This is a genomic window from Actinacidiphila acididurans (assembly GCF_016918855.1).
Classification (GTDB): domain Bacteria; phylum Actinomycetota; class Actinomycetes; order Streptomycetales; family Streptomycetaceae; genus Actinacidiphila; species Actinacidiphila acididurans.
In genome coordinates this window covers 417784-438169 of sequence record NZ_JADKYB010000002.1, presented here as the reverse complement: position 1 = coordinate 438169, position 20386 = coordinate 417784, and the positions used below count along the sequence as shown (strand labels likewise).

Annotated in this window: 17 protein-coding genes and 3 tRNA genes; 8 read left to right on the top strand and 12 right to left on the bottom strand. The window is 72.3% G+C overall.

Annotated features, from left to right (window positions below; translation table 11 throughout):
* Position 1: 1 nt before the first annotated feature.
* Positions 2 to 1003 (bottom strand): NAD(P)H-dependent glycerol-3-phosphate dehydrogenase, encoded by a 1002-nt coding sequence (locus ITX44_RS04920; RefSeq protein WP_205355727.1) that lies wholly within the window; start codon positions 1001 to 1003, stop codon positions 2 to 4.
* Complete coding sequence (locus ITX44_RS04915) at positions 1000 to 1896, bottom strand: lysophospholipid acyltransferase family protein (protein WP_205355726.1); 897 nt, start codon at positions 1894 to 1896, stop codon at positions 1000 to 1002. Before ITX44_RS04915 ends, ITX44_RS04920 begins: the two co-directional genes overlap by 4 nt.
* Positions 1897 to 2048: 152 nt before the next feature.
* Here ITX44_RS04915 and cofC point away from each other — a divergent pair, with 152 nt between their 5' ends.
* Both cofC and ITX44_RS04905 read left to right on the top strand, forming a co-directional pair.
* Positions 2049 to 2699: a 2-phospho-L-lactate guanylyltransferase gene (cofC, locus tag ITX44_RS04910; protein ID WP_205355725.1), complete on the top strand. Its 651-nt coding sequence runs from the start codon at positions 2049 to 2051 to the stop codon at positions 2697 to 2699.
* 79 nt (positions 2700 to 2778) lie between these two features.
* Complete coding sequence (locus tag ITX44_RS04905) at positions 2779 to 2997, top strand: hypothetical protein (protein ID WP_205355724.1); 219 nt, start codon at positions 2779 to 2781, stop codon at positions 2995 to 2997.
* Positions 2998 to 3179: 182 nt separating this feature from the next.
* Here ITX44_RS04905 and ITX44_RS04900 read toward each other — a convergent pair whose 3' ends face one another.
* From ITX44_RS04900 to leuC, 4 genes are all read right to left on the bottom strand, one after another.
* Positions 3180 to 3770, bottom strand: coding sequence for an HU family DNA-binding protein (locus ITX44_RS04900; protein ID WP_205355723.1), 591 nt, complete (start codon positions 3768 to 3770; stop codon positions 3180 to 3182).
* Between the two features lie 133 nt (positions 3771 to 3903).
* Positions 3904 to 4128: an SCO5555 family protein gene (locus ITX44_RS04895; RefSeq protein WP_205355722.1), complete on the bottom strand. Its 225-nt coding sequence runs from the start codon at positions 4126 to 4128 to the stop codon at positions 3904 to 3906.
* A gap of 221 nt (positions 4129 to 4349) precedes the next feature.
* Positions 4350 to 4943 carry a 3-isopropylmalate dehydratase small subunit gene (leuD, locus tag ITX44_RS04890; protein WP_205355890.1) on the bottom strand — a complete coding sequence of 198 codons (594 nt, stop codon included), beginning with the start codon at positions 4941 to 4943 and terminating at the stop codon, positions 4350 to 4352.
* A gap of 5 nt (positions 4944 to 4948) precedes the next feature.
* Positions 4949 to 6373, bottom strand: coding sequence for a 3-isopropylmalate dehydratase large subunit (gene leuC, locus ITX44_RS04885; protein ID WP_205355721.1), 1425 nt, complete (start codon positions 6371 to 6373; stop codon positions 4949 to 4951).
* A gap of 126 nt (positions 6374 to 6499) precedes the next feature.
* On the opposite strand from leuC, the gene ndgR reads away from it, so the two are divergent.
* Entirely contained in the window at positions 6500 to 7216 is a 717-nt protein-coding gene (gene ndgR / locus ITX44_RS04880) for an IclR family transcriptional regulator NdgR (protein ID WP_205355720.1), read from the top strand.
* A 121-nt stretch (positions 7217 to 7337) separates the two neighbouring features.
* Here ndgR and ITX44_RS04875 read toward each other — a convergent pair.
* The 6 genes from ITX44_RS04875 to ITX44_RS04850 all read right to left on the bottom strand — a co-directional run bounded on the left by ITX44_RS04875 (position 7338) and on the right by ITX44_RS04850 (position 10338).
* A tRNA-Glu gene (locus ITX44_RS04875) sits at positions 7338 to 7410 on the bottom strand.
* A gap of 4 nt (positions 7411 to 7414) precedes the next feature.
* A tRNA-Glu gene (locus ITX44_RS04870) sits at positions 7415 to 7487 on the bottom strand.
* A 31-nt stretch (positions 7488 to 7518) separates the two neighbouring features.
* Positions 7519 to 7590: transfer RNA gene (locus tag ITX44_RS04865), tRNA-Gln, on the bottom strand.
* A 172-nt stretch (positions 7591 to 7762) separates the two neighbouring features.
* Positions 7763 to 9250, bottom strand: coding sequence for a glutamate--tRNA ligase (gene gltX / locus ITX44_RS04860; RefSeq protein ID WP_205355719.1), 1488 nt, complete (start codon positions 9248 to 9250; stop codon positions 7763 to 7765).
* Positions 9243 to 10043, bottom strand: a complete 801-nt coding sequence (locus tag ITX44_RS04855; protein ID WP_205355718.1) for a fumarylacetoacetate hydrolase family protein — start codon at positions 10041 to 10043, stop codon at positions 9243 to 9245. The genes gltX and ITX44_RS04855 overlap by 8 nt, the downstream gene beginning before the upstream one ends.
* 73 nt (positions 10044 to 10116) lie before the next feature.
* Positions 10117 to 10338, bottom strand: coding sequence for a hypothetical protein (locus ITX44_RS04850; RefSeq protein ID WP_205355717.1), 222 nt, complete (start codon positions 10336 to 10338; stop codon positions 10117 to 10119).
* 592 nt (positions 10339 to 10930) lie between these two features.
* On the opposite strand from ITX44_RS04850, the gene ITX44_RS42055 reads away from it, so the two are divergent.
* From ITX44_RS42055 to ITX44_RS04825, 5 genes are all read left to right on the top strand, one after another.
* On the top strand, positions 10931 to 15151 hold the full coding sequence (locus ITX44_RS42055) for a sensor histidine kinase (protein ID WP_443609197.1): 4221 nt from the start codon (positions 10931 to 10933) through the stop codon (positions 15149 to 15151).
* A 9-nt stretch (positions 15152 to 15160) separates the two neighbouring features.
* Positions 15161 to 15574, top strand: a complete 414-nt coding sequence (locus tag ITX44_RS04840; RefSeq protein WP_205355889.1) for a roadblock/LC7 domain-containing protein — start codon at positions 15161 to 15163, stop codon at positions 15572 to 15574.
* Positions 15575 to 15698: 124 nt separating this feature from the next.
* Positions 15699 to 16106: a DUF742 domain-containing protein gene (locus tag ITX44_RS04835; RefSeq protein ID WP_205355715.1), complete on the top strand. Its 408-nt coding sequence runs from the start codon at positions 15699 to 15701 to the stop codon at positions 16104 to 16106.
* Complete coding sequence (locus tag ITX44_RS04830; protein WP_205355714.1) at positions 16087 to 16692, top strand: GTP-binding protein; 606 nt, start codon at positions 16087 to 16089, stop codon at positions 16690 to 16692. Before ITX44_RS04835 ends, ITX44_RS04830 begins: the two co-directional genes overlap by 20 nt.
* A gap of 369 nt (positions 16693 to 17061) precedes the next feature.
* Positions 17062 to 20379 (top strand): sensor histidine kinase, encoded by a 3318-nt coding sequence (locus tag ITX44_RS04825; protein WP_205355713.1) that lies wholly within the window; start codon positions 17062 to 17064, stop codon positions 20377 to 20379.
* Positions 20380 to 20386 lie beyond the last annotated feature (7 nt).

Sequence of the window (20386 nt, the reverse complement as noted above, 5' to 3'; positions counted from 1 at the left end):
CTTACCGTTCCGGCTTCGCGGAGCGTGACATCAACTCCTTGACGGCTACCAGGGGTGGCTTCCCGTTGTGGACGATGTCGACCACGGTCTCCGTGATCGGCATGTCGACGCCGTGCCTGCGGGCCAGGTCGGCCACCGATTCGCAGGACTTGACGCCTTCCGCGGTCTGCCGGGTGTGCGCGATGGTCTCGCTCAGGCTCATGCCGCGGCCGAGGTTGTGGCCGAAGGTGTTGTTGCGGGACAGCGGCGAGGAGCAGGTGGCGACCAGGTCGCCCATGCCGGCCAGGCCCGCGAAGGTGTACGGGTCGGCGCCCATGGCCAGTCCCAGCCGGGTGGTCTCGGCCAGGCCGCGGGTGATCAGCGACGCCTTGGTGTTGTCGCCCAGTCCCATGCCGCCGGCGATGCCGACCGCGAGCGCGATCACGTTCTTCACCGCGCCGCCGAGTTCGCAGCCCACCACGTCGGTGTTGGTGTAGGGGCGGAAGTACGAGGTGTGGCAGGCGGCCTGGATCCGGCGGGCCACGGCCTCGTCCCGGCAGGCGACCACGGACGCGGCGGGCTGCCGGTCGGCGATCTCCCCGGCGAGGTTGGGGCCGGACAGCACGGCGACGCGGTCCGATCCGGCCTTTGCCACCTCCTCGATGACCTCGCTCATCCGCTTGGCGGTGCCGAGTTCGACGCCTTTCATCAGGCTGACCAGCACCGCGTCGGAGCGCATCAGCGGCGCCCAGTCGGCCAGGTTGGCGCGCAGCGACTGGGCGGGAACGGCGAGGAAGACGAGTTCGGCGCCCCGGGCGGCCTCGGCCGCGTCCGCGGTCGCGGTGACCGAGGGCGGCAGTTCCAGGCCGGGGAAGTAGTCGGGGTTGGTGCGGGTGGCGTTGATGGCGGCGGCGATCCCGGGCCTGCGGCCCCACAGCGCCACCTCGCAGCCGGCGTCGGCGAGCACCGTCGCGAAGGCGGTGCCCCACGAGCCGGTGCCGAAGACCGCGCAGCGGACCGTCATGCGCCCTCCTGCGCTTCCCCGGCCGTCTCCCCGGCGGCTTCCCCGGCCAGCCGGCCGGTGTCCGGGGCGTCGTGGGCCGGCGCGGCCTCCGGGACGTCCTGGTCCTGCGCGGGTACGGTCGCGGGCGCCGCGGCGTTCGTGGCTTCTGTGGCGTCGGCGGCGTCCGGGGCGGGCAGCGCGGCGCTGCGGCGGCCCTTGCGCGGGTCGTACAGGCCCGCGGGGGCGGGTTCGCCGCGTACTTCGGCGAGCAGGTCCTTCACAGCGGTCATGATGGTCTCGGTGACCTCGCGCAGCACTTCGGCGTTGGGCTCCTTGCCGTAGTACGCGCTCAGGTCCACCGGCGGGCCGGCCAGTACGCGGTGGGTCTTGCGGGGGAACAGCTTCGCCTTCTTGGTGTAGGGCGCGAGCACCTCGTTGGCGCCCCACTGGGCGATCGGGATGACCGGGGCCTTGGTGAGCAGGGCGACCCGGGCCACCCCGGTCTTGCCGACCATGGGCCACATCTCCGGGTCGCGGGTGAGGGTGCCCTCGGGGTAGAAGACCACGCACTCGCCCTTGTTGACCGCCTCGACGGCCGCCCGGAAGGCCACGGCGGCGTCGGTGGTGGCCCGGACCACCGGGATCTGCCCGAGGCTGCGCATGAAGTGGCCCGCCACCGGCGGGTCGAACAGCGACGCCTTGGCCAGGAAGCGGGGCACGCGGCCGGTGTTGTACTGGAAATGCGCATAGGCGAACGGGTCGATGTACGAGTTGTGGTTCACCGCCGTGAGGAATCCGCCGTCGGCCGGAATGTGCTCCATTCCCCGCCAATCCCGCTTCATCAGCGCAATGAGCGGCGGCTTCACGATGACGGCCGCCAGGCGGTACCAGAAACCGATTCTGCGGCGGGACACCCGGACTCCTCTTCGTTGCGTCGGCGCCCCCTGCGGTGCGGCGCCCGTTCGGCCGCCGAGGATGGCGGTACCGAGAGGTTAACGCCACCCCTGCCCGCCGCGGGGGGCACCCGTGTCCTTCTGTTGCGAGCCGCGCCTTCCACAATGGGTGAGTGGAGGACTTCACCGGGAAATGGTCGCTGGTCGTACCCCTGAAGCCACTGGCGGTCGCCAAGAGCCGGCTGGCCGCGGCGGCGGGCGCGGTCCGGCCCGCGCTGGCGCTGGCGTTCGCGCTGGACACAGTGGCGGCGGCGCTGGGGTGCGCCGAGGTGGGCGCGGTGACGGTGGTCACCGACGATCCGGTCGCAGGCGCGGAGCTGGCCGCGCTGGGCGCGCTGGTGGTGGCGGACGAGCCGGCCGCCGGGCTGAACGCGGCGCTGCGGCACGGCGCCGGGCACAGCAGGCGGCGGGCCGGGGACGCGCCGGTCGCGGCGCTGAACGGCGATCTGCCGGCTCTGCGGCCGGCCGAGCTGGGGGCGGTGCTGCGCGCGGCGGCCGGGGCCGGGACGCGGGCGTTCCTGGCCGACGCGGCCGGCACGGGCACGACCCTGCTCGCCGCGCCGCCGGGCGTCGACCTCTCCCCCGCCTTCGGCGGCCCCTCGCGCGCCCGCCACCTCGCCACCGGCGCCCGCGAGATCACCCTGCCCACCGTGCCCACCGTCCGCCAGGACGTGGACACCCCCGAGGACCTGCGGGCCGCCGTGCTGCTCGGTGTGGGGCCGCGTACCGCGGCCGCCCTGCCGGGCCTGGTGATCGCGGACTGAACGGGCGGCCTCACGGCCCGCGATACGACCGGCCGTACGGCCGCGATACGCCCCCGCGATGCGGCCCTAAGCTGGGCGCATGCAGGCAACCGCGTTCACCTTCGACCCCGCGACCCGCAGCGGCAGTGTGCTGCTGGACGACGGCACGCCGCTGGAGTTCGACGCATCCGCCTTCGACGCCGGCCGGCTGCGGCTGCTGCGGCCGGGCCAGCGGGTGCGCATCCGTACCGAGGGTTCGGGCCCGGAGCGGCGGGTGGTGTTCGTGACGCTGCAGACGTTCCCGGACCCGGCGGCGTAGGGCGGGCGCGGGAGCGTACCGGCGGCAACGGGGCCGTACGGGCGGACGCGAGGCCGTAGCCGGGCCCCGGATCGTGTGTGCCGGACCGTGAACGCCGGGGCCAGGACATGAAGAAGGCCGGGCTCCCCTGGGGCGGGGGCCCGGCCCGTCGCGTGGCCGCGTCCATCGGTGCGGGCGGATTATCACCTCGCTGCGGTGCGTGTGCGCGTCGAGCCCCGCTTGGCCGGGGCCTTCTTCGCGGTCGCCTTCTTGGCCGGGGCTTTCTTGGCGGCGCTCTTCTTGGCCGTCGCCTTCTTCGCCGTGGTCTTCTTGGCCGCGGTGGTCTTCTTCGCCGCCGCTGCCTTGGCCGCGGTCGTCTTCTTCGCCGCGGCCGCCTTGGTGGTGGCCTTCTTGGCCGCCGCCTTCTTCGTGGTGGTCCGGGCGGTGGCCGCGGCCCCGCCGCTGAGGCTGCCCTTGGGCGCCTTCTTCACGGACACCTCGCCGCCGCGCGGAAGCTTCTTCACGCCGCTGACCAGGTCCTTGAAGCCCTGTCCCGCACGGAAGCGCGGGACGGAGGTCTTCTTCACCCGCACGCGCTCCCCGGTCTGGGGGTTGCGGGCGTAGCGGGCCGGACGCTCGACCTTCTCGAACGAACCGAACCCGGTCACCGAGACCCGGTCGCCGGAGACCACCGCGCGGACGATGGCGTCGAGCACCGCGTCCACCGCGTCCGCGGCGGGCTGGCGCCCACCCATCTTGTCGGCAATCGCTTCTACGAGCTGCGCCTTGTTCACGTCTTCCCCTTCGGAAACTTGCCCGGCGAATGAGTACGGGCTGATTTCGCACGCTAGGCGGATATATACCGCAAATCAAATACGAAACGGGCGAATCACCCTTGTGCCGCAACGAACTCGGTGCTCCGCGTGATCAGCGATCGGGGATTCCGAGCTCGTCCAACTCAGCCGTTAACACGTCCAGACGCCGTGCCGCGTCGGCGAGATCACGCTTCGCCGCGGCGGTCACCGCGAGCAGCCGCCGACTCAACTCCCGCCGTGTCTCACCAGGGACTTCGGGATGAGCAACGCGTGCGTGCGCCTGCTTCAGGCGTGCGGCGACGACCCCGTACAGGTCGAGTTGGCCGTCGCGCTCCATGCGTCGATTGTGCCATCTGCGGCGAGTTGTCGGGAGTGACAGGGCCAACCGGGTGCTCCGGGCGGGTTTCACCGGACCCTTGGCGGGGCGTACGCGGGCGCGGGCCCGGGAACGCCGAAGCGCCCCCCACGGACGGGTGGGGGGCGCTTCGAGGGGCCGCAACGGCCCGGATCGGGCGTACTGCGGGTCGTGCGTGGTGCGGGTCAGGCGTGGTGCGCGGGTCAGACCCGCGCCGTGCTGGGCTTGAAGGACGGCCGGCGGGCCTCGTACGCGGCGATGTCCGCCTCGTTGGCCAGGGTCAGGCTGATGTCGTCGAGCCCTTCGAGCAGCCGCCAGCGGGCGTTGTCGTCGAGTTCGAAGGGCGCGGTGACGCCCTCGGCGCGCACTTCGCGGGCCACCAGGTCCACGGTGATCTCCGCGGCCGGGTCGGCCTCGGTCAGCGCCCACAGCGCTTCCACCGTCTCCTGCGGCAGCACCACGGTGAGCAGGCCGTTCTTCAGCGAGTTGCCGCGGAAGATGTCGGCGAAGCGGGCGGAGATCACGGTCTTGAAGCCGTAGTTCTGCAGCGCCCAGACGGCGTGCTCGCGCGAGGAGCCGGTGCCGAAGTCGGGCCCGGCCACCAGCACGGTGGCGCCCTTGCGCTCGGGGGCGTTCAGCACGAAGCCCTCGTCCTTGCGCCAGGCCTCGAACAGGCCGTCCTCGAACCCGTTGCGGGTGACCTTCTTCAGCCAGTGCGCCGGGATGATCTGGTCGGTGTCGACGTTGCCGCGGCGCAGCGGGACGGCCCGGCCGGTGTGCGTGGTGAAGGCTTCCATGGTTCTCATACCTCCGTCAGGACCGGGACGTCGGACAGGTCGGCGGGCGCGGACAGCGTGCCGGTGACCGCGGTGGCGGCGGCGACCTGCGGGGAGACCAGGTGGGTGCGCCCGCCCTTGCCCTGCCGGCCCTCGAAGTTGCGGTTGGAGGTGGACGCGGAGCGCTCGCCCGGCGCCAGTTGGTCGGGGTTCATGCCCAGGCACATCGAGCACCCGGCGTGCCGCCATTCGGCGCCGGCGGCGGTGAACACCTTGTCCAGGCCCTCCTCGACGGCCTGCAGCGCGACCCGTACCGAACCGGGTACGACCAGCATCCGTACGCCGTCGGCGACCTTGCGGCCCTTGAGCACGGCGGCGGCCGAGCGCAGGTCCTCGATCCGGCCGTTGGTGCAGGAACCGACGAACACGGTGTCCACCGCGATCTCGCGCAGCGGCTGGCCTGCGGACAGGCCCATGTACTCCAGCGCCTTCTCGGCCGCGAGCCGGTCGCTGGGGTCGGCGTAGGAGGCCGGGTCCGGCACGGCGGAGCTCAGCGGCGCGCCCTGGCCGGGGTTGGTGCCCCAGGTGACGAACGGGGTGAGGGTGTTCGCGTCGATGCGCACCTCGTGGTCGAAGACCGCGTCGTCGTCGGTGCGCAGCGTCTTCCAGTACTCCAGCGCCGCGTCCCAGTCCGCGCCCACGGGGGCGTTCGGGCGGCCCTCCAGGTAGTCGAACGTCGTCCGGTCGGGGGCGATCATGCCCGCGCGGGCGCCGGCCTCGATGGACATGTTGCACACGGTCATCCGGGCTTCCATCGACAGCTTCTCGATCGCCGAGCCGCGGTACTCGATCACGTAGCCCTGCCCGCCACCGGTGCCGATCCGGGCGATCACGGCCAGGATCAGGTCCTTGGCGGTCACGCCGGCCGGCAGTTCGCCGTCGACGGTGATCGCCATGGTGCGGAACGGGGCCAGCGGCAGCGTCTGGGTGGCCAGGACGTGCTCGACCTGCGAGGTGCCGATGCCGAACGCCAGGGCGCCGAACGCGCCGTGCGTGGAGGTGTGCGAGTCGCCGCAGACCACGGTCGTGCCGGGCTGGGTCAGGCCGAGCTGCGGGCCGACCACGTGCACCACGCCCTGCTCGACGTCGCCCAGCGGGTGCAGCCGCACCCCGAACTCGGCGCAGTTCTTGCGCAGGGTCTCGAGCTGGGTGCGGGAGACCGGGTCGGCGATCGGCTTGTCGATGTCGAGGGTCGGGGTGTTGTGGTCCTCGGTGGCGATGGTCAGGTCCGTACGGCGCACCGTGCGCCCACTCATCCGCAGCCCGTCGAACGCCTGCGGGCTGGTCACCTCGTGCAGCAGGTGAAGATCGATGAAGAGGAGATCGGGCTCGCCCTCGGCGCGGCGGACGACATGGTCGTCCCAGACTTTTTCGGCGAGTGTCCTACCCATCGCTGTCCCTCCGGCCCGCGACCGTGCGGGCTGATTCGTGTGAGTCCTGCGCTGTACGGCCCAGCCTGACGCTTTCCGGGGAAAATTGAACTTGCGTTTCATAGTGTGAGACGCGAGTATCGTTGCATGGACAACACTAGCGGCGTCGGCGTTCTCGACAAGGCGGCACTCGTGCTCAGCGCGCTGGAATCCGGTCCGGCGACGCTGGCCGGGCTGGTCGGCGCCACGGGGCTGGCCCGCCCCACCGCGCACCGGCTCGCGGTCGCGCTCGAACACCACCGTCTGGTCGCCCGCGACATGCAGGGCCGCTTCATCCTGGGCCCGCGGCTGGCCGAGCTGGCCGCCGCCGCGGGCGAGGACCGGCTGCTGGCCTCGGCCGGCCCGGTGCTGACGCACTTGCGTGACCTCACCGGGGAGAGCGCGCAGCTCTACCGGCGCCAGGGCGACATGCGGATCTGCGTCGCCGCGGCGGAACGGCTGTCCGGACTGCGGGACACCGTGCCGGTGGGCTCCACGCTGCCGATGAAGGCCGGCTCGGCCGCGCAGGTGCTCATGGCCTGGGAGGAGCCGGAGCGGCTGCACCGCGGGCTGCAGGGCGCGCGTTTCACCGCGACCGCGCTGTCCGGGGTACGCCGCCGGGGCTGGTCGCAGTCCATCGGCGAGCGCGAGCCGGGCGTCGCGTCGGTCTCCGCGCCCGTGCGCGGCCCCTCCAACCGCGTGGTGGCCGCGGTGTCGGTGTCCGGCCCGATCGAGCGGCTCACCCGGCACCCGGGGCGGATGCACGCCCAGGCCGTGGTGGACGCGGCGGCGCGGCTGACCGAGGCGCTGCGGCGCAATGGCTGATCGGCGGAGGGGTTCGGGCACTCCCGTGGGGTCGGGACCTCCGGCCCCTGCGCAGGCAGGACGACGCAGGACGTACCGGTAACGCAAAAGCCCATCACTGGCGTGATGGGCTTGAAGTGCGTACCCCCGACCGGATTCGAACCGGCGCTACTGCCTTGAGAGGGCAGCGTGCTAGGCCGCTACACAACGGGGGCCAAGTACCCCCGACCGGATTCGAACCGGCGCTACTGCCTTGAGAGGGCAGCGTGCTAGGCCGCTACACAACGGGGGCTTGCACGAAGTGGTGCTGCGCAGTTACTGCGCTGGGGTACCAGGACTCGAACCTAGACTAACTGAACCAGAATCAGTCGTGCTGCCAATTACACCATACCCCACCAAAACTCAACCCCCCGCGGGGGGCTTCGTTCGGTTTGCGTTCACCGGTCCGGGCTGTTCTGCCCTCTCCGGCGGCGCAGGAAGAACATTACCCGATGCGGGACAGGGCTCCAAAACGAGAATCGGGGCCGCCCCGCGCGGGCGGCCCCGATCCGTTCGGCACGTTCCCGGTCAGCCCGCCAGCCGGGCCAGGGCGGCGTCGATCCGGGCGAGCGCGCGGTCCCGGCCGAGCACCTGGAGCGACTCGAACAGCGGCAGACCGACCGTACGGCCGGTGACCGCGACCCGGACCGGGGCCTGGGCCTTGCCGAGCTTGAGGCCGTGCTGCTCGCCGGCGGCCAGTACCGCCACCTTGAGCGCCTCCGGGGTGGACCAGTCCGCCGCGGCCAGCTTCTCCCGGGCGGTGCGCAGCAGGTCGGCGGAGCCGTCCTTCATCGCCTTGGCCCAGGACGCCTCGTCGTGCACCGGCTCGTCCAGGAACAGGAAGTCCACGTTGGCGGTGATGTCGGACAGCACGGTCAGCCGGGTCTGCGCCTGCGGGGCGATGGCGTGCCAGGCCGCCTCGTCGAATGCCTCCGGCGCCCAGGGGGCGTGCGGGGCGCGCAGCCAGGGCAGGCACGCCTCGGTGAACGCCTTGGGCTCCATGCGCCGGATGTGGTCGGCGTTGATCGCCTCGGCCTTCTTCAGGTCGAAGCGGGCCGGGTTGGCGTTGACGTCGGCGATGTCGAACTTCGCCACCATCTCGTCCAGGCCGAACACGTCCTGGTCGGCGGAGTAGGACCAGCCGAGCAGCGACAGGTAGTTGAGCAGGCCCTCGGGCAGGAAGCCGCGCTCCCGGTAGAGGTTCAGCGACGACTCGGGGTCGCGCTTGGACAGCTTCTTGTTGCCCTCGCCCATGACGTACGGCAGATGCCCGAAGGCGGGCACCCGCTCGGCCAGGCCCAGCTCGATCAGCGCGTCGTACAGCGCGATCTGCCGCGGGGTGGAGGAGAGCAGGTCCTCGCCGCGCAGCACGTGGGTGATCCCCATCAGCGCGTCGTCCACCGGGTTGACCAGGGTGTACAGCGGGGCGCCGTTGGCCCGGACGATGCCGTAGTCCGGCACGTTCTCCGGGGTGAAGGTCAGCTCGCCGCGGACCAGGTCGGTGAAGGTGATGGTGCGGTCGGGCATCCGGAAGCGCACGATGGGGCTGCGGCCCTCGGCCCGGTAGGCCGCGACCTGCTCCTCGGTCAGGGTGCGGCACTTGCCGTCGTACCCCGAGGGGCGGCCCGCCGCGCGTGCCTCGGCGCGGCGCTCCTCCAGCTCCTCGTTGGTGCAGTAGCAGTCGTAGGCGTGCCCGGCCTCCTTGAGCCGGCGGGCGACGTCCGCGTAGATGTCCATCCGCAGGGACTGCCGGTAGGGCGCGTACGGGCCGCCCACCTCGGGGCCCTCGTCCCAGTCCAGGCCGAGCCAGCGCAGCGAGTCCAGCAACTGCCCGTAGGACTCCTCGGAGTCGCGGGCCGCGTCGGTGTCCTCGATACGGAAGACCAGGGTGCCCTGGTGGTGCCGGGCGAAGGCCCAGTTGAACAGGGCGGTGCGGACCAGCCCGACGTGCGGGTTGCCGGTCGGCGAGGGACAGAAGCGGACCCGGATGTCCGCGGGGGTGGGTGCGCTAGCCACGCGAGATCACCTTGTTGGTGAGAGTGCCGATGCCTTCGATGGTGACGGCGACCTCGTCGCCGGGGAGCAGCGGGCCGACGCCCGCCGGGGTGCCGGTGAGCAGGACGTCACCGGGGAGCAGCGTCATCGCCTCGGTGACGGAGACGATCAGGTCCTCGATCGGGTGAATCATCTGGCCGGTGCGGCCGGCCTGCCGCAGTTCGCCGTTCACGGTCGCGGTGATGGCGAGGTCGGAGGCGGCGGCCAGGTCGAGATCGGTCTCGATCCAGGGGCCGAGCGGGCAGGAGGAGTCGAAGCCCTTGGCCCGCGCCCATTGCTTCTCGGCGCGCTGGACGTCACGGGCGGTGATGTCGTTGGCGCAGGTGTAGCCGAGGATGACGTCCTTGACCCGTTCCCGGGGCACCTGGTGGCACAACCGGCTGATCACGACCGCCAGTTCCGCCTCGTGGTGCACCTCGGACGAGAACGAGGGGTACACGATCGGGTCACCCGGGCCGACGACCGAGGTGGACGGTTTGAAGAACGCCCAGGGCGAGGCGGGCGGCTCGTTGCCGAGTTCGGCCGCGTGCTCGGCGTAGTTGCGGCCGATGGCCACGACCTTGCTGGGCAGCACGGGCGGCAGCAGCCGCACCTTGTCCAGCGGGACCTTCGTCCCGGACAACTCGAACTCGGCGAAAGGGACGCCCTTGATGATGTCCAGGACGAGGCCGTCCGTGCCGTTGGGGCCGGACGGCTCGCCCTCGACCGCGCCGAAGGCGACATTGCCGTCGATGGAGAACCTGGCGATGCGCATGCGTTCAGCCTAGCGGCCGGGCGGTGCCGGGCCTGCCGGGAGCGCATCGCCCCTGCGGCGGGGAAAGCGCAGGTCAGGAGGCGACCGGCGCCGTGGGCAGCTCGGTGAGTACGGTACGGCGCGGGTTCGCGGTGCGGGTGGGCAGCGGGCGGGCCTGCTCGGCGGCCCGGTTCGCCGCGGCCAGCTCGTCGGCGCCGGTGCGCGCGGCGGCGGTCAGCTCACTGGCGTCCTTCAGGTGCGCCAGGGTGGTACGCCGCGGGTTGGCGGTCGTCCGGTTCGTCAGCGTGCTCTTCATGGGCCGTGGGGACCTCGGGGTTCAGGGCGCCCGCCGGGCGCCGGAGCGGTCGGCAGCAGTTGACACTTTGCCGTTTTTGTAAAGCCAGAGGCTAGTGGCGCCCATTCCCACGCCTACGCGGCCCAGACCTCCGGGGGGCTGTGATTTTGCTCACGAAGTGCGGCGCAGAGCGGCAGATTCCGGACGTTTTCCAGTGCCGAACAAGCCGGGCACAGCGCCCACCAGGTGCTATAACGCCTGTCATCATCCGGAGCCGGACACCCCGGAAACCCTGTGCACACAAGATCCTCACATACCTTCTGACCCGTTTTCCATGATTTGCGGCTCCACACTCCGTACTTGGCTCAATGCACCGAGTGACGCTTCCCACCAGGTCAGCTGCGGGCCTTGTTGTCAGATCCGGCACTGTGCTGGAATTCCCCGGACCGCGGCATCACATCGATCCGGCGCGCAGGGGGCGCGCACGGGCACCGAGCAGCGGTGAAGGGCACGACGGCCTCCCCGTGACCCGGGGCGGCACGAGCCCCCATGACTCGACACCGTCCTGTCCGCTTGATTGCGGGGGACGCCTGGTCCAGAGGTTGCGACGCTAGTGCAGGGACGTTTCAAGAGGGACAGCGGCGCCGCGGGTGACCCGGAGCAGCAGCCCGGCGGGACCGGCAACGCGGCCGGCCAACCGGCGGGCGACTCCGGATCCGCCGCGCCGGGGAGCACTGCGGCCACCGGACGGTCGAGCATGCCCAGCGGCATCGAGGCAGGCCGCATCACGGGGCTCGACGGCAAACCGGGGTCACGAATAGCCCTGCGGAACTGGCGCATCAGCACCAGACTGGTCTCGCTGCTCGCCCTGCCGGTGGTCGCCGCCGGCACGCTCGGCGCGCTGCGCATCAACAGCTCGCTGGACAACGTGAACCAGCTCGAGCACATGAAGACCCTGACCGACATCACCGAGCACGCCACCGACCTGGCGGCCGCGCTCCAGGAGGAGAGCGCCTCCTCGGCGGGCCCGCTCGCCTCCGGTCAGAAGAACAACGACGCGGTCGCGGCCTCCCGTCAGGCCACCGACCGCGAGATCCACCTGTACCAGACCGCCAGCGACACCATCTCCGACCGCGACCCGGTCTACAAGGGCGTCCGCGCGACCCTGCTGGCCATCGGCACCCAGCTCGCCAACCTCCAGGACATCCGCGACCGGGCGTACACCAGCGACGCCGACATCGCGCAGACGGTCTCGGAGTACGACAGCCTGGTGCAGTCGCTGCTGTCCCTGTCGCAGGACATGGCGCAGGCGACCAACAACCCGGAGATGATCCAGTCCACCCGCGCGCTCGCGGCCTTCTCCTCGGCCAAGGAGTACGAGGCGATCCAGCGCGCGCTGATCAGCGCCGCCTTCGCCCAGCACCACGGGCTGAACGCGAACGACTACCAGACGGTGCGCTGGGGTTCGTCCGGCGAGGACACGCAGCTCCAGAAGTTCGAGCAGATCTACGGTGCGCCCAGCGCCGAACTGCTCAAGCCCATCCAGGGCGGCAACGACATCATCTCCACGCACGACACCGTGCGGCAGCGGATCGCCGGCTCGCAGAGCGCGATCAACAAGATGAGCATGTCCTACCTGGACTGGGACGACGGCGCCAAGACCAAGATCCAGGCGATGAACCAGATCGAGCGCTCGCTGCTGAACGAGATGCAGCAGAAGGCGCTCAAGCTGCAGAACGAGGCCAAGCGGTCCGCGCTGATCTCCGGCGCGATCATCCTGCTCGTCCTCGGCGTCGCCGTGGTCGGCGCCTTCGTCGTCGCCCGCTCGATGGTGCGCTCGCTGCGCCGGCTCCAGCAGACCGCCCAGGACGTCGCCCAGAAGCGGCTGCCCGAGCTGGTCAAGCAGCTCTCCGAGGCCGACCCGCAGGACGTGGACACCTCGGTCGAGTCCATCGGCATCAACAGCCGGGACGAGATCGGCAAGGTGGCCCGCGCGTTCGACGAGGTCCACAGCGAGGCGGTCCGGCTGGCCGCCGAGCAGGCCCTGCTGCGGGGCAACGTCAACGCGATGTTCACCAACCTCTCGCGCCGCAGCCAGGGCCTCATCCAGCGCCAGCTCTCGCTCATCTCCGAACTGGAGTCGCGCGAGGCCGACCCGGACCAGCTCTCCTCGCTGTTCAAGCTCGACCACCTCGCCACCCGCATGCGCCGCAACGGTGAGAACCTGCTGGTTCTCGCCGGTGAGGAGCCGGGCCGCCGGTGGACCCGCCCGGTGCCGCTGGTCGACGTGCTGCGCGCCGCGGCCTCCGAGGTGGAGCAGTACGAGCGGATCGAACTGACGTCGGTGCCCTCCTCCGAGGTCACCGGCCGCATCGTCAACGACCTCGTGCACCTGCTCGCCGAGCTGCTGGAGAACGCCACCTCGTTCTCCTCGCCGCAGACCAAGGTCCGGGTCACCGGTCACTCGCTGCCCGACGGCCGGGTGCTCATCGAGATCCACGACACCGGCATCGGCCTGTCCCCGGAGGACCTGGCCGACATCAACGAACGCCTGGCCAACCCGCCGACGGTGGACGTCTCGGTCTCCCGCCGCATGGGCCTGTTCGTGGTCGGCCGGCTGTCCCTGCGGCACGGCATCCGCATCCAGCTCCGCCCGTCGGACTCCGGCGGCACCACCGCACTGGTCATGCTGCCGGTGGACGTCACGCAGGGCGGCGCCGCCGCCAAGCAGCCCGCCGGCGGGCGTCCGGCCGGGGCTCCCCCGGCGCAGACCGGCACCGGCATCGCCGGCGCCTTCGGCAACTCCCCGCGGCAGGCGGCCGCGGGCCCGCAGCGCGGCCAGGTCGGCGGCGGTTCGCCGCGGCAGGCCATCGGCACGGGCGCGGGCCGCCCCGGCGCCCCGCAGCCGCCCGGTACGCCCCGCTGGGCGGCGGACGGCGCGCAGGACTTCCCGGACGACCGCGGGCTGATGGACACCCCGCGCGGGCACGAGGACGTCGAGTCGATGCCGTCCTTCGACGCCTTCGACTCCACTGGTTCGATGCCGCGGGTGGACTTCGCGCAGCCGGGTCCGGGCGACCCGTACGGCGCCCGTCCCGGCCAGGGCCAGCAGGGCGGCGGCCGCCACCAGGGCCCGCCGGCCGGGGGCCAGCAGCAGGGCCCGGGTCAGCAGCAGGGCCAGGGCCGGCCGCAGCAGCAGGGCCGCCCCGGACAGCCCGGCCAGCCGGACCGGTTCGGCCAGCCCGGCCAGCCCGGACAGCCCGGACAGCCCGGTCAACCCGGTCAGGGTGCGCCCGGCCAGGGCATGCCGCCCGCCGCGCGGCCGGCCGGTGGCGGCTTCCCGCCGCCGCAGCCGCAGAGCACCGGCCCGAGCGGCTTCCGCTCCGACGTCTTCGGCGGGCGCCCCGGCCCGACCCCGCGGCAGGGCGGTGGCGGCCAGGGCGGGCCCGGCGACACCGGCCAGTTCCCGATGCAGGGCGGCCCGGGCGACACCGCGCAGTTCCCGCCGATCCGCGACGACGGCTTCGCGCCCACCGGGCAGGGTCCCGGCGGGCCGGGCGGCCAGGGCTTCGGCCAGAACCGCGGCCCGCAGCAGGACCCGTACGGCACCGGCCAGTTCGCGATGCCGGACCAGGGCCAGGGACAGGCTCCCGGCCAGGGACAGGGTCCCGGTCAGGGCCGGCCGGGCGACACCGGCCAGTTCCCGATGCAGGACGACCCGGCCGAGACCGCGCAGTTCCCGCAGATCCGGGCCGGTGACACCGGTCAGTTCCCGCCGGCCCACCCGGGCGACACGGGGCAGTTCCCGCAGATCCGGGCCGGTGACACCGGCCAGTTCCCGCCGGCCCGCGCGGGCGACACGGGCCAGTTCCCGCCCGTACGGCCGGGTGAGCCCGGCTTCGGCGGCAGCGGCGACTTCCCGGTCCCGCCGCAGCCCGGACGCGGTCCGGCCCCGGCCGGGCCCGGCGGACTGCCGCAGCGCACGTCCCGCGGCCCGCAGGGCTCCCCCGGCTGGACCCCCGGCCAGGAGCCGTACGACACCGGTGACCGGCTGCCCGCGCCGGGCGGCTTCGACAGCCGCCAGCCCGGCAGCCCGTACCCGGCGCCGCAGCAGCCCGCGCCCGGCGACACCGGCCAGTACCCGGTCCCGCCGCAGCCGGTGCAGCGCCAGCCGCAGCGGCCCGAGCCGCAACTGCCGCCGGCCGCCGAGCCGATGGCGCTGCCGCCGGCCCCGACCCGCGGTGACGAGCCGACGCCGATCTTCTCCTCGATGGAGTCGGACTGGTTCCGCACCGGGCAGGCCGAGCGGATGCAGGCCATCCACGTGGAGGGCGGGCGCGGCCAGCAGGCGCCGCCGTCGCGGCCGGTGGGGCGCACCGCGCCCCCGCAGCGGCCGCGTACCGACCGCCCGGGCCAGGGCGGCCCGCAGCGTCAGGGCGGCGCGCCGCAGACCCAGCCCGCGCCGACCCAGCCGGCGCCGGCTCCGTCCCCGTCGGCCCAGGCCACGCCGATGGCGCAGCCGTTGCCGCGCGAGACGCCCAACTGGCGGACCTCGCCCAACGACGCGCTGCGCCAGCGGGCCGAGGCGGTGCGCGAGCCCAGCTCCGGCGGGGTCACGCCGTCCGGCCTGCCGCGCCGGGTGCCGCGGGCGAACCTCGTGGCGGGCGGCGCGACCCAGCAACAGGCGCCGCAGGGCGGACCGCAGGTCTCCCGGGCACCGGACGACGTCCGCGGACGTCTGACCAGTCTTCGACGGGGTATCCAGCAGGGCCGCCAGGTCGGCGGCGGAAACACCGACGGCCATGGTTTCGGTACGAATCACCAGGAGCGCTAGTTGAGTGCGATGAGCCAGGCGGCACAGAACCTGAACTGGTTGATCACCAACTTCGTGGACAACACCCCCGGGGTGTCCCACACCGTTGTGGTCTCCGCCGACGGCCTGCTGCTCGCAATGTCCGACGGATTCCCCCGCGACCGCGCCGACCAACTCGCCGCCGTCGCCTCCGGCCTCACCTCCCTCACCGCCGGAGCATCCCGCATCTTCGAAGGCGGCAACGTCAACCAGACCGTCGTCGAAATGGAACGCGGATTCCTGTTCATCATGTCCGTCTCCGACGGCTCCTCCCTCGCCGTACTCGCCCACCCCGAGTGCGACATCGGCCTCGTCGGCTACGAAATGGCCCTGCTCGTCGACCGAGCAGGAACCGTACTGACTCCGGACCTCCGAGCGGAGCTCCAGGGCAGCCTCATGCATTGAGGTCCCGACCGGACCTCACCGCCGTGCCATCCGGTACGGCACCGTTCCCATCCGCACGTTCCCGTCATTCCGCATCAGCACAGCACGCACCAGCGACAGCAATGCCCGGACACGGAGGACCCTCATGACCCCGCCACCCGCCTCGCCGGGCCCGTACGGCGCGCCCCACCACGCGCCGTACGGGGTGGAAGGCGACCAGCCGCTGGTGCGGCCGTACGCCATGACCGGTGGCCGCACCCGGCCGCGCTACCAGCTCGCCCTCGAGGCGCTGGTCAGCACCACCGCGGATCCGGTGCAGTACGCGGGGCTGCTCCCCGAACACCAGCGGATATGCCATCTGACACGGGAGATCAAGTCGGTCGCGGAGATCTCCGCGCTGCTCGCCATCCCGCTCGGGGTGGCCCGCATCCTGGTGGCCGACCTCGCCGAGGCGGGCATGGTAGCCATTCACCAGCCGGGTACCGGCGACGCGGGCGGACAGCCTGATGTGACATTGCTTGAGAGGGTGCTCAGTGGACTTCGGAAGCTCTAGGCCGCAGCCGCAGGCCGCGTACGGCGCGCCGCCGGCACGGTCCACGACCTCCGCGAAGATCGTGGTGGCCGGGGGCTTCGGCGTGGGCAAGACCACGTTCGTCGGTGCGGTGTCGGAGATCAATCCGCTGCGCACCGAGGCCGTGATGACCTCGGCGTCGGCCGGCATCGACGACCTGAGCCACGTGCAGGACAAGACCACCACCACGGTGGCCATGGACTTCGGCCGCATCACGCTGGACGACGACCTGATCCTGTACCTGTTCGGCACGCCCGGCCAGGACCGGTTCTGGTTCATGTGGGACGACCTGGTACGTGGCGCGATCGGCGCGGTGGTGCTGGTGGACACGCGCCGGCTGGCGGACTGCTTCCCGGCGGTGGACTACTTCGAGAACAGCGGCCTGCCGTTCGTGATCGCCCTCAACGGCTTCGACGGCCACCAGCCGTACCGCCCCGAGGAGGTGCGCGAGGCGCTGCAGATCGGCCCCGAGGCACCCATCATCACCACCGACGCCCGGCACCGGGGTGAGGCGAAGAGCGCGCTGATCACTCTGGTCGAGCACGCCCTGCTGGCCCGGCTGAAGTAGGACGCCGACCGGCACAGCACAACAGCATGTGCCAACTGCGGCTTGCCTCCGGCGACTTGCCGGAGTGCGGCCCGCGGGCGAATACGGGGGCCCGCTGTGTCGAAGGACACGGCGGGCCCCCGTCTTCATAACATTTCGGGGGAGTTTCCCGGCCCTGTGAACACGGCTCGCGCTCAGCCGATACCGCAGCGCGTACGTCCGTACCGGGGTTTGCCAACGTTTTAGGCTTATGCCCGTTTCACCTGACCGGATCGGACACCTGTTCCCCTCTCCCGGACGTTTGGCGAGCACCCCCACGACGTGCTGGAATTCGCAGAACCCGAGAGTAGGACGGCCTTCGTCGGCCGTCGCCGAGAGGTTGTTGGTCCAGTGAGGAACACGAGGCGAGCAGAAGCGGGCGCCGCTCCGGGCCCGCGGGGGAACTTCACGCCGCCCCAGCGCCCCGGGCCCGCGGGCCCGGACGGGCCCGGGCCGGACCCCGCCACGGACTCCCCCGCCGCCCCCGACCCCGGCGGCCGGCTGTCCGTGCGCAACTGGCGGATGGCCACCCGCCTGAACGTCATCCTCCTCATTCCGGTCCTGGTCGCCCTGGTCTTCGGCGGCCTGCGGGTGAAGAGTTCGGTCGACACCTGGCACCAGGCCGATGACGCGGTACGCACCGCGGACCTGGTCCGGGCGGCGGCCACGTACAGCACCGCACTGATCAACGAACGGGACGTCACGGCTGTTCCGCTGCTGGCCGGCCGGCGCGACGACCCGACGGTCACCGCCGCCCGCGCCGCCACCGACGCGGCCGCCCGCAGCTTCGACCAGGCCGCGGCCCGGATGCCCGACGCGGCGGGACTCAAGCGCCGGATCGCGGGCTTCCGCACGGTGGAACCGCAGCTCGCCTCGCTGCGCAGGGCCGCGTACACCCGCCAGCTGCCGGGCGTGCAGACCGAGGAGTGGTACGTCAAGATCCAGCACCCGCTGATGGAGCTGGCCAACGAACTCGGTTACGGCACCAGCAACATCACCGCGTACGGCAGGACGCTGTACGCGGTCTCGCTGGCCAAGGCGGCCGAGTCGCTGACCCGGTCGATCGGCACCCACATCCTGGTCGAGCAGCCGGTGCCGGCCAAGGAACTCGCGCTGCAGAAGACCTCGCTGGGCTCGTACGCGTACCTGGAGGGCATCGCCCTGGAGGAGTACCAGGGCGGCGGCACGGCGGCGGACCAGTCCCGGCTGCAGGCGGCCCAGGCCGACGCGCAGAAGAAGGGCCAGGCCCTGGTCGCCGACGCGCAGCGCAAGGCGGAAGCGGCGGGCACCGCGTTCGTCGCGCCGCCGGACCTGACCAGGATGGTCACCGAGATCGCCACCCCCGGGCGAACCGCCGCCCAACTCAAGGCCGAGGGCATCACCGCCGACTCGTTCTTCGGCGCGGCGACCCTGTCCTTCGACGCCTACCGCACGGTCGAGGGGGCACTCGCCGGCCAGGCCGCGCACGACGCCGCGCACATCGCCTCCAACGCCAAGCGGGACGCGCTGATCAACGCGGTGGCCGTGGTGCTCGCCCTGATCCTCGCCTTCATCGTGGCCGCCAGGATGGCCCGGACGATGAGCCGCAACATGCGGCGGCTGCGCGGCGCGGCCTTCGACGTGGCGGAGACCCGGCTGCCGGCGATCGTCGACCAGCTCTCCCGGACCGACCCCGGCCGGGTGGACACCCAGGTCGCCCCGATCCCGATCACCAGCCGGGACGAGATCGGCGAGGTGGCCCGGGCCTTCGACCAGGTGCACCGGGAGGCGGTGCGGCTGGCCGCCGAGCAGGCGCTGCTGCGCGGCAACGTCAACGCCATCTTCACCAACCTCAGCCTGCGCAACCAAGGCCTCATCGAGCGTCAGCTCGACCTGATCACCGACCTGGAGAACAACGAGGCCGACCCCGAGCAGCTCGCCAACCTGTTCAGGATGGACCACCTCGCCACCCGCATGCGGCGCAACGGCGAGAACCTGCTGGTCCTCGCGGGCGAGGAGCCGGCCCGGCAGTGGAACCAGCCGGTGCCGCTGGTGGACGTGATGCGTGCGGCGGCCTCGGAGGTGGAGGCGTACGACCGGATCGAACTGGTCGGCATCCCGGAGACCGACATCCACGGCAGCGCCGTCACCGACCTGGTGCACCTGCTGGCCGAGCTGCTGGAGAACGCCACCTCGTTCTCCTCGCCGCAGACCAGGGTGCGGGTGACCGCGACCCGGCTGCCGGACGGCCGGGTGATGGTCGAGATCCACGACCGCGGCATCGGGCTGACCTCCCAGGACTTCGCGGACATCAACCACAAGCTGGCCAACCCGCCGACGGTGGACGTCGAGGTGGCCAAGCGGATGGGCCTGTTCGTGGTCGGCCGGCTGGCCGACCGGCACGGCATCCGGGTGCAGCTGCGGCCGTCGGGTGAACAGGCCGGCACCACCTCGCTGGTGATGCTGCCCGAGCCGATCACCCACGGCGGTGGCGACGACGGCCTGCTCGACGCCCCGGAAGAAGGCGACTTCGCCGTCTCCCGGATCGTGCCCGAGCACGACCCGGCCGAGGCGGCCGGTGCCCGCACCGCCGCCGAACTGGGCTTCGACGACTCGCGGTACGAGTCGCTGAACTCGGTGGGCCGCTCCTTGAAGCGCGAGGAGCGCCGGGCCCAGCTGGAGGCCGCCGCCACCGCCGTACCGACCGGGCGGGAACTGCCCGGGCCGGGCCAGGAGCAGCAGCCGTACGGCGAGGGCTACCCGGCGGCCGAGGGCTACGAGGGCGGCTACGACCCGGCCTACCAGCAGCAGGGTTACGAACAGCAGGCCTACCAGCAGGGCTTCGGGCCGGACGGCGGGCCGCTGCCGGAGGGCTTCGCGCCGGCGCCCGGGTACGAAGAGCAGCCCGGCCGGCCCGGATTCGACCAACAGGGCGGCTACGGGCAGCAGCCCGGGTACGAGCAGGGCGCCCCGGCGGGTTACGAACCGGCCGCCTTCGAGGCGGCGGGGACCGGCACCGGCTTCGAGCAGGGTCCGGCCTTCGGCCAGGGCGCCGGTTACGGGCAGCCGGCCGCCGCGGACCAGGGCGCGGACTTCGCGCAGAACGGTTTTTCCGCGCCGGATCACACGCCGGCGTACGCCCAGGAGCCCGGCTACCAGGCGGAGTTCTCCGGTTACGCGCCGGCACAGGACGACTGGCCGGCGGCTGAAGCCGAGGTAACGGAATCCGCACCGCCGCTCCCGCAAGCGCCGCGGGAGAGCGTAGTCTCGCAATCGCTGACGGACGCAGGTCTGCCCCGCCGCGAACGTCGGCCGCGCAGTTCCGAACAGCCCGCGCAGGAGCCCGCACAGGAGTCAGCCCAGCCGCAGAACGATGTCCAGCCGGACGACCCCGGCTGGCGGTCCACCAACGACGAGCACTGGCAGCGGGCCGGTCAGGTCCGTGAGCCCAAGGCAGGCGGGGTCACCCCCTCCGGCCTGCCCCGGCGGGTGCCCCAGGCCAACCTGGTCGCGGGAACCGCTGCGCAGACCCCGCAGGGCGGCCCACAGGTCTCCCGTGCACCCGAGGACGTCCGCGGACGGTTGAGTAATCTGCGGCGTGGCGTCCAGCAGGGGCGCACTGCTGGAACTGACACGAACGGACCGGCCACCGAGAGCGGATTCGGCGGCCCCCAGAACCAGGAGCGCTAGTTGAGTC

Excerpts from the sequence above, each read along its gene's own strand:
- ITX44_RS04920 (WP_205355727.1), bottom strand. The coding sequence starts at position 1,003 with ATGACGGTCCGCTGCGCGGTCTTCGGCACCGGCTCGTGGGGCACCGCC.
- leuD (WP_205355890.1), bottom strand. The coding sequence starts at position 4,943 with ATGGAAGCCTTCACCACGCACACCGGCCGGGCCGTCCCGCTGCGCCGC.
- ndgR (WP_205355720.1), top strand. The coding sequence starts at position 6,500 with ATGGACAACACTAGCGGCGTCGGCGTTCTCGACAAGGCGGCACTCGTG.
- leuC (WP_205355721.1), bottom strand. The coding sequence starts at position 6,373 with ATGGGTAGGACACTCGCCGAAAAAGTCTGGGACGACCATGTCGTCCGC.
- ITX44_RS04905 (WP_205355724.1), top strand. The coding sequence starts at position 2,779 with ATGCAGGCAACCGCGTTCACCTTCGACCCCGCGACCCGCAGCGGCAGT.
- ITX44_RS04855 (WP_205355718.1), bottom strand. The coding sequence starts at position 10,043 with ATGCGCATCGCCAGGTTCTCCATCGACGGCAATGTCGCCTTCGGCGCG.
- ITX44_RS04850 (WP_205355717.1), bottom strand. The coding sequence starts at position 10,338 with ATGAAGAGCACGCTGACGAACCGGACGACCGCCAACCCGCGGCGTACC.
- ITX44_RS04835 (WP_205355715.1), top strand. The coding sequence starts at position 15,699 with ATGACCCCGCCACCCGCCTCGCCGGGCCCGTACGGCGCGCCCCACCAC.
- ITX44_RS04895 (WP_205355722.1), bottom strand. The coding sequence starts at position 4,128 with ATGGAGCGCGACGGCCAACTCGACCTGTACGGGGTCGTCGCCGCACGC.
- ITX44_RS04840 (WP_205355889.1), top strand. The coding sequence starts at position 15,161 with ATGAGCCAGGCGGCACAGAACCTGAACTGGTTGATCACCAACTTCGTG.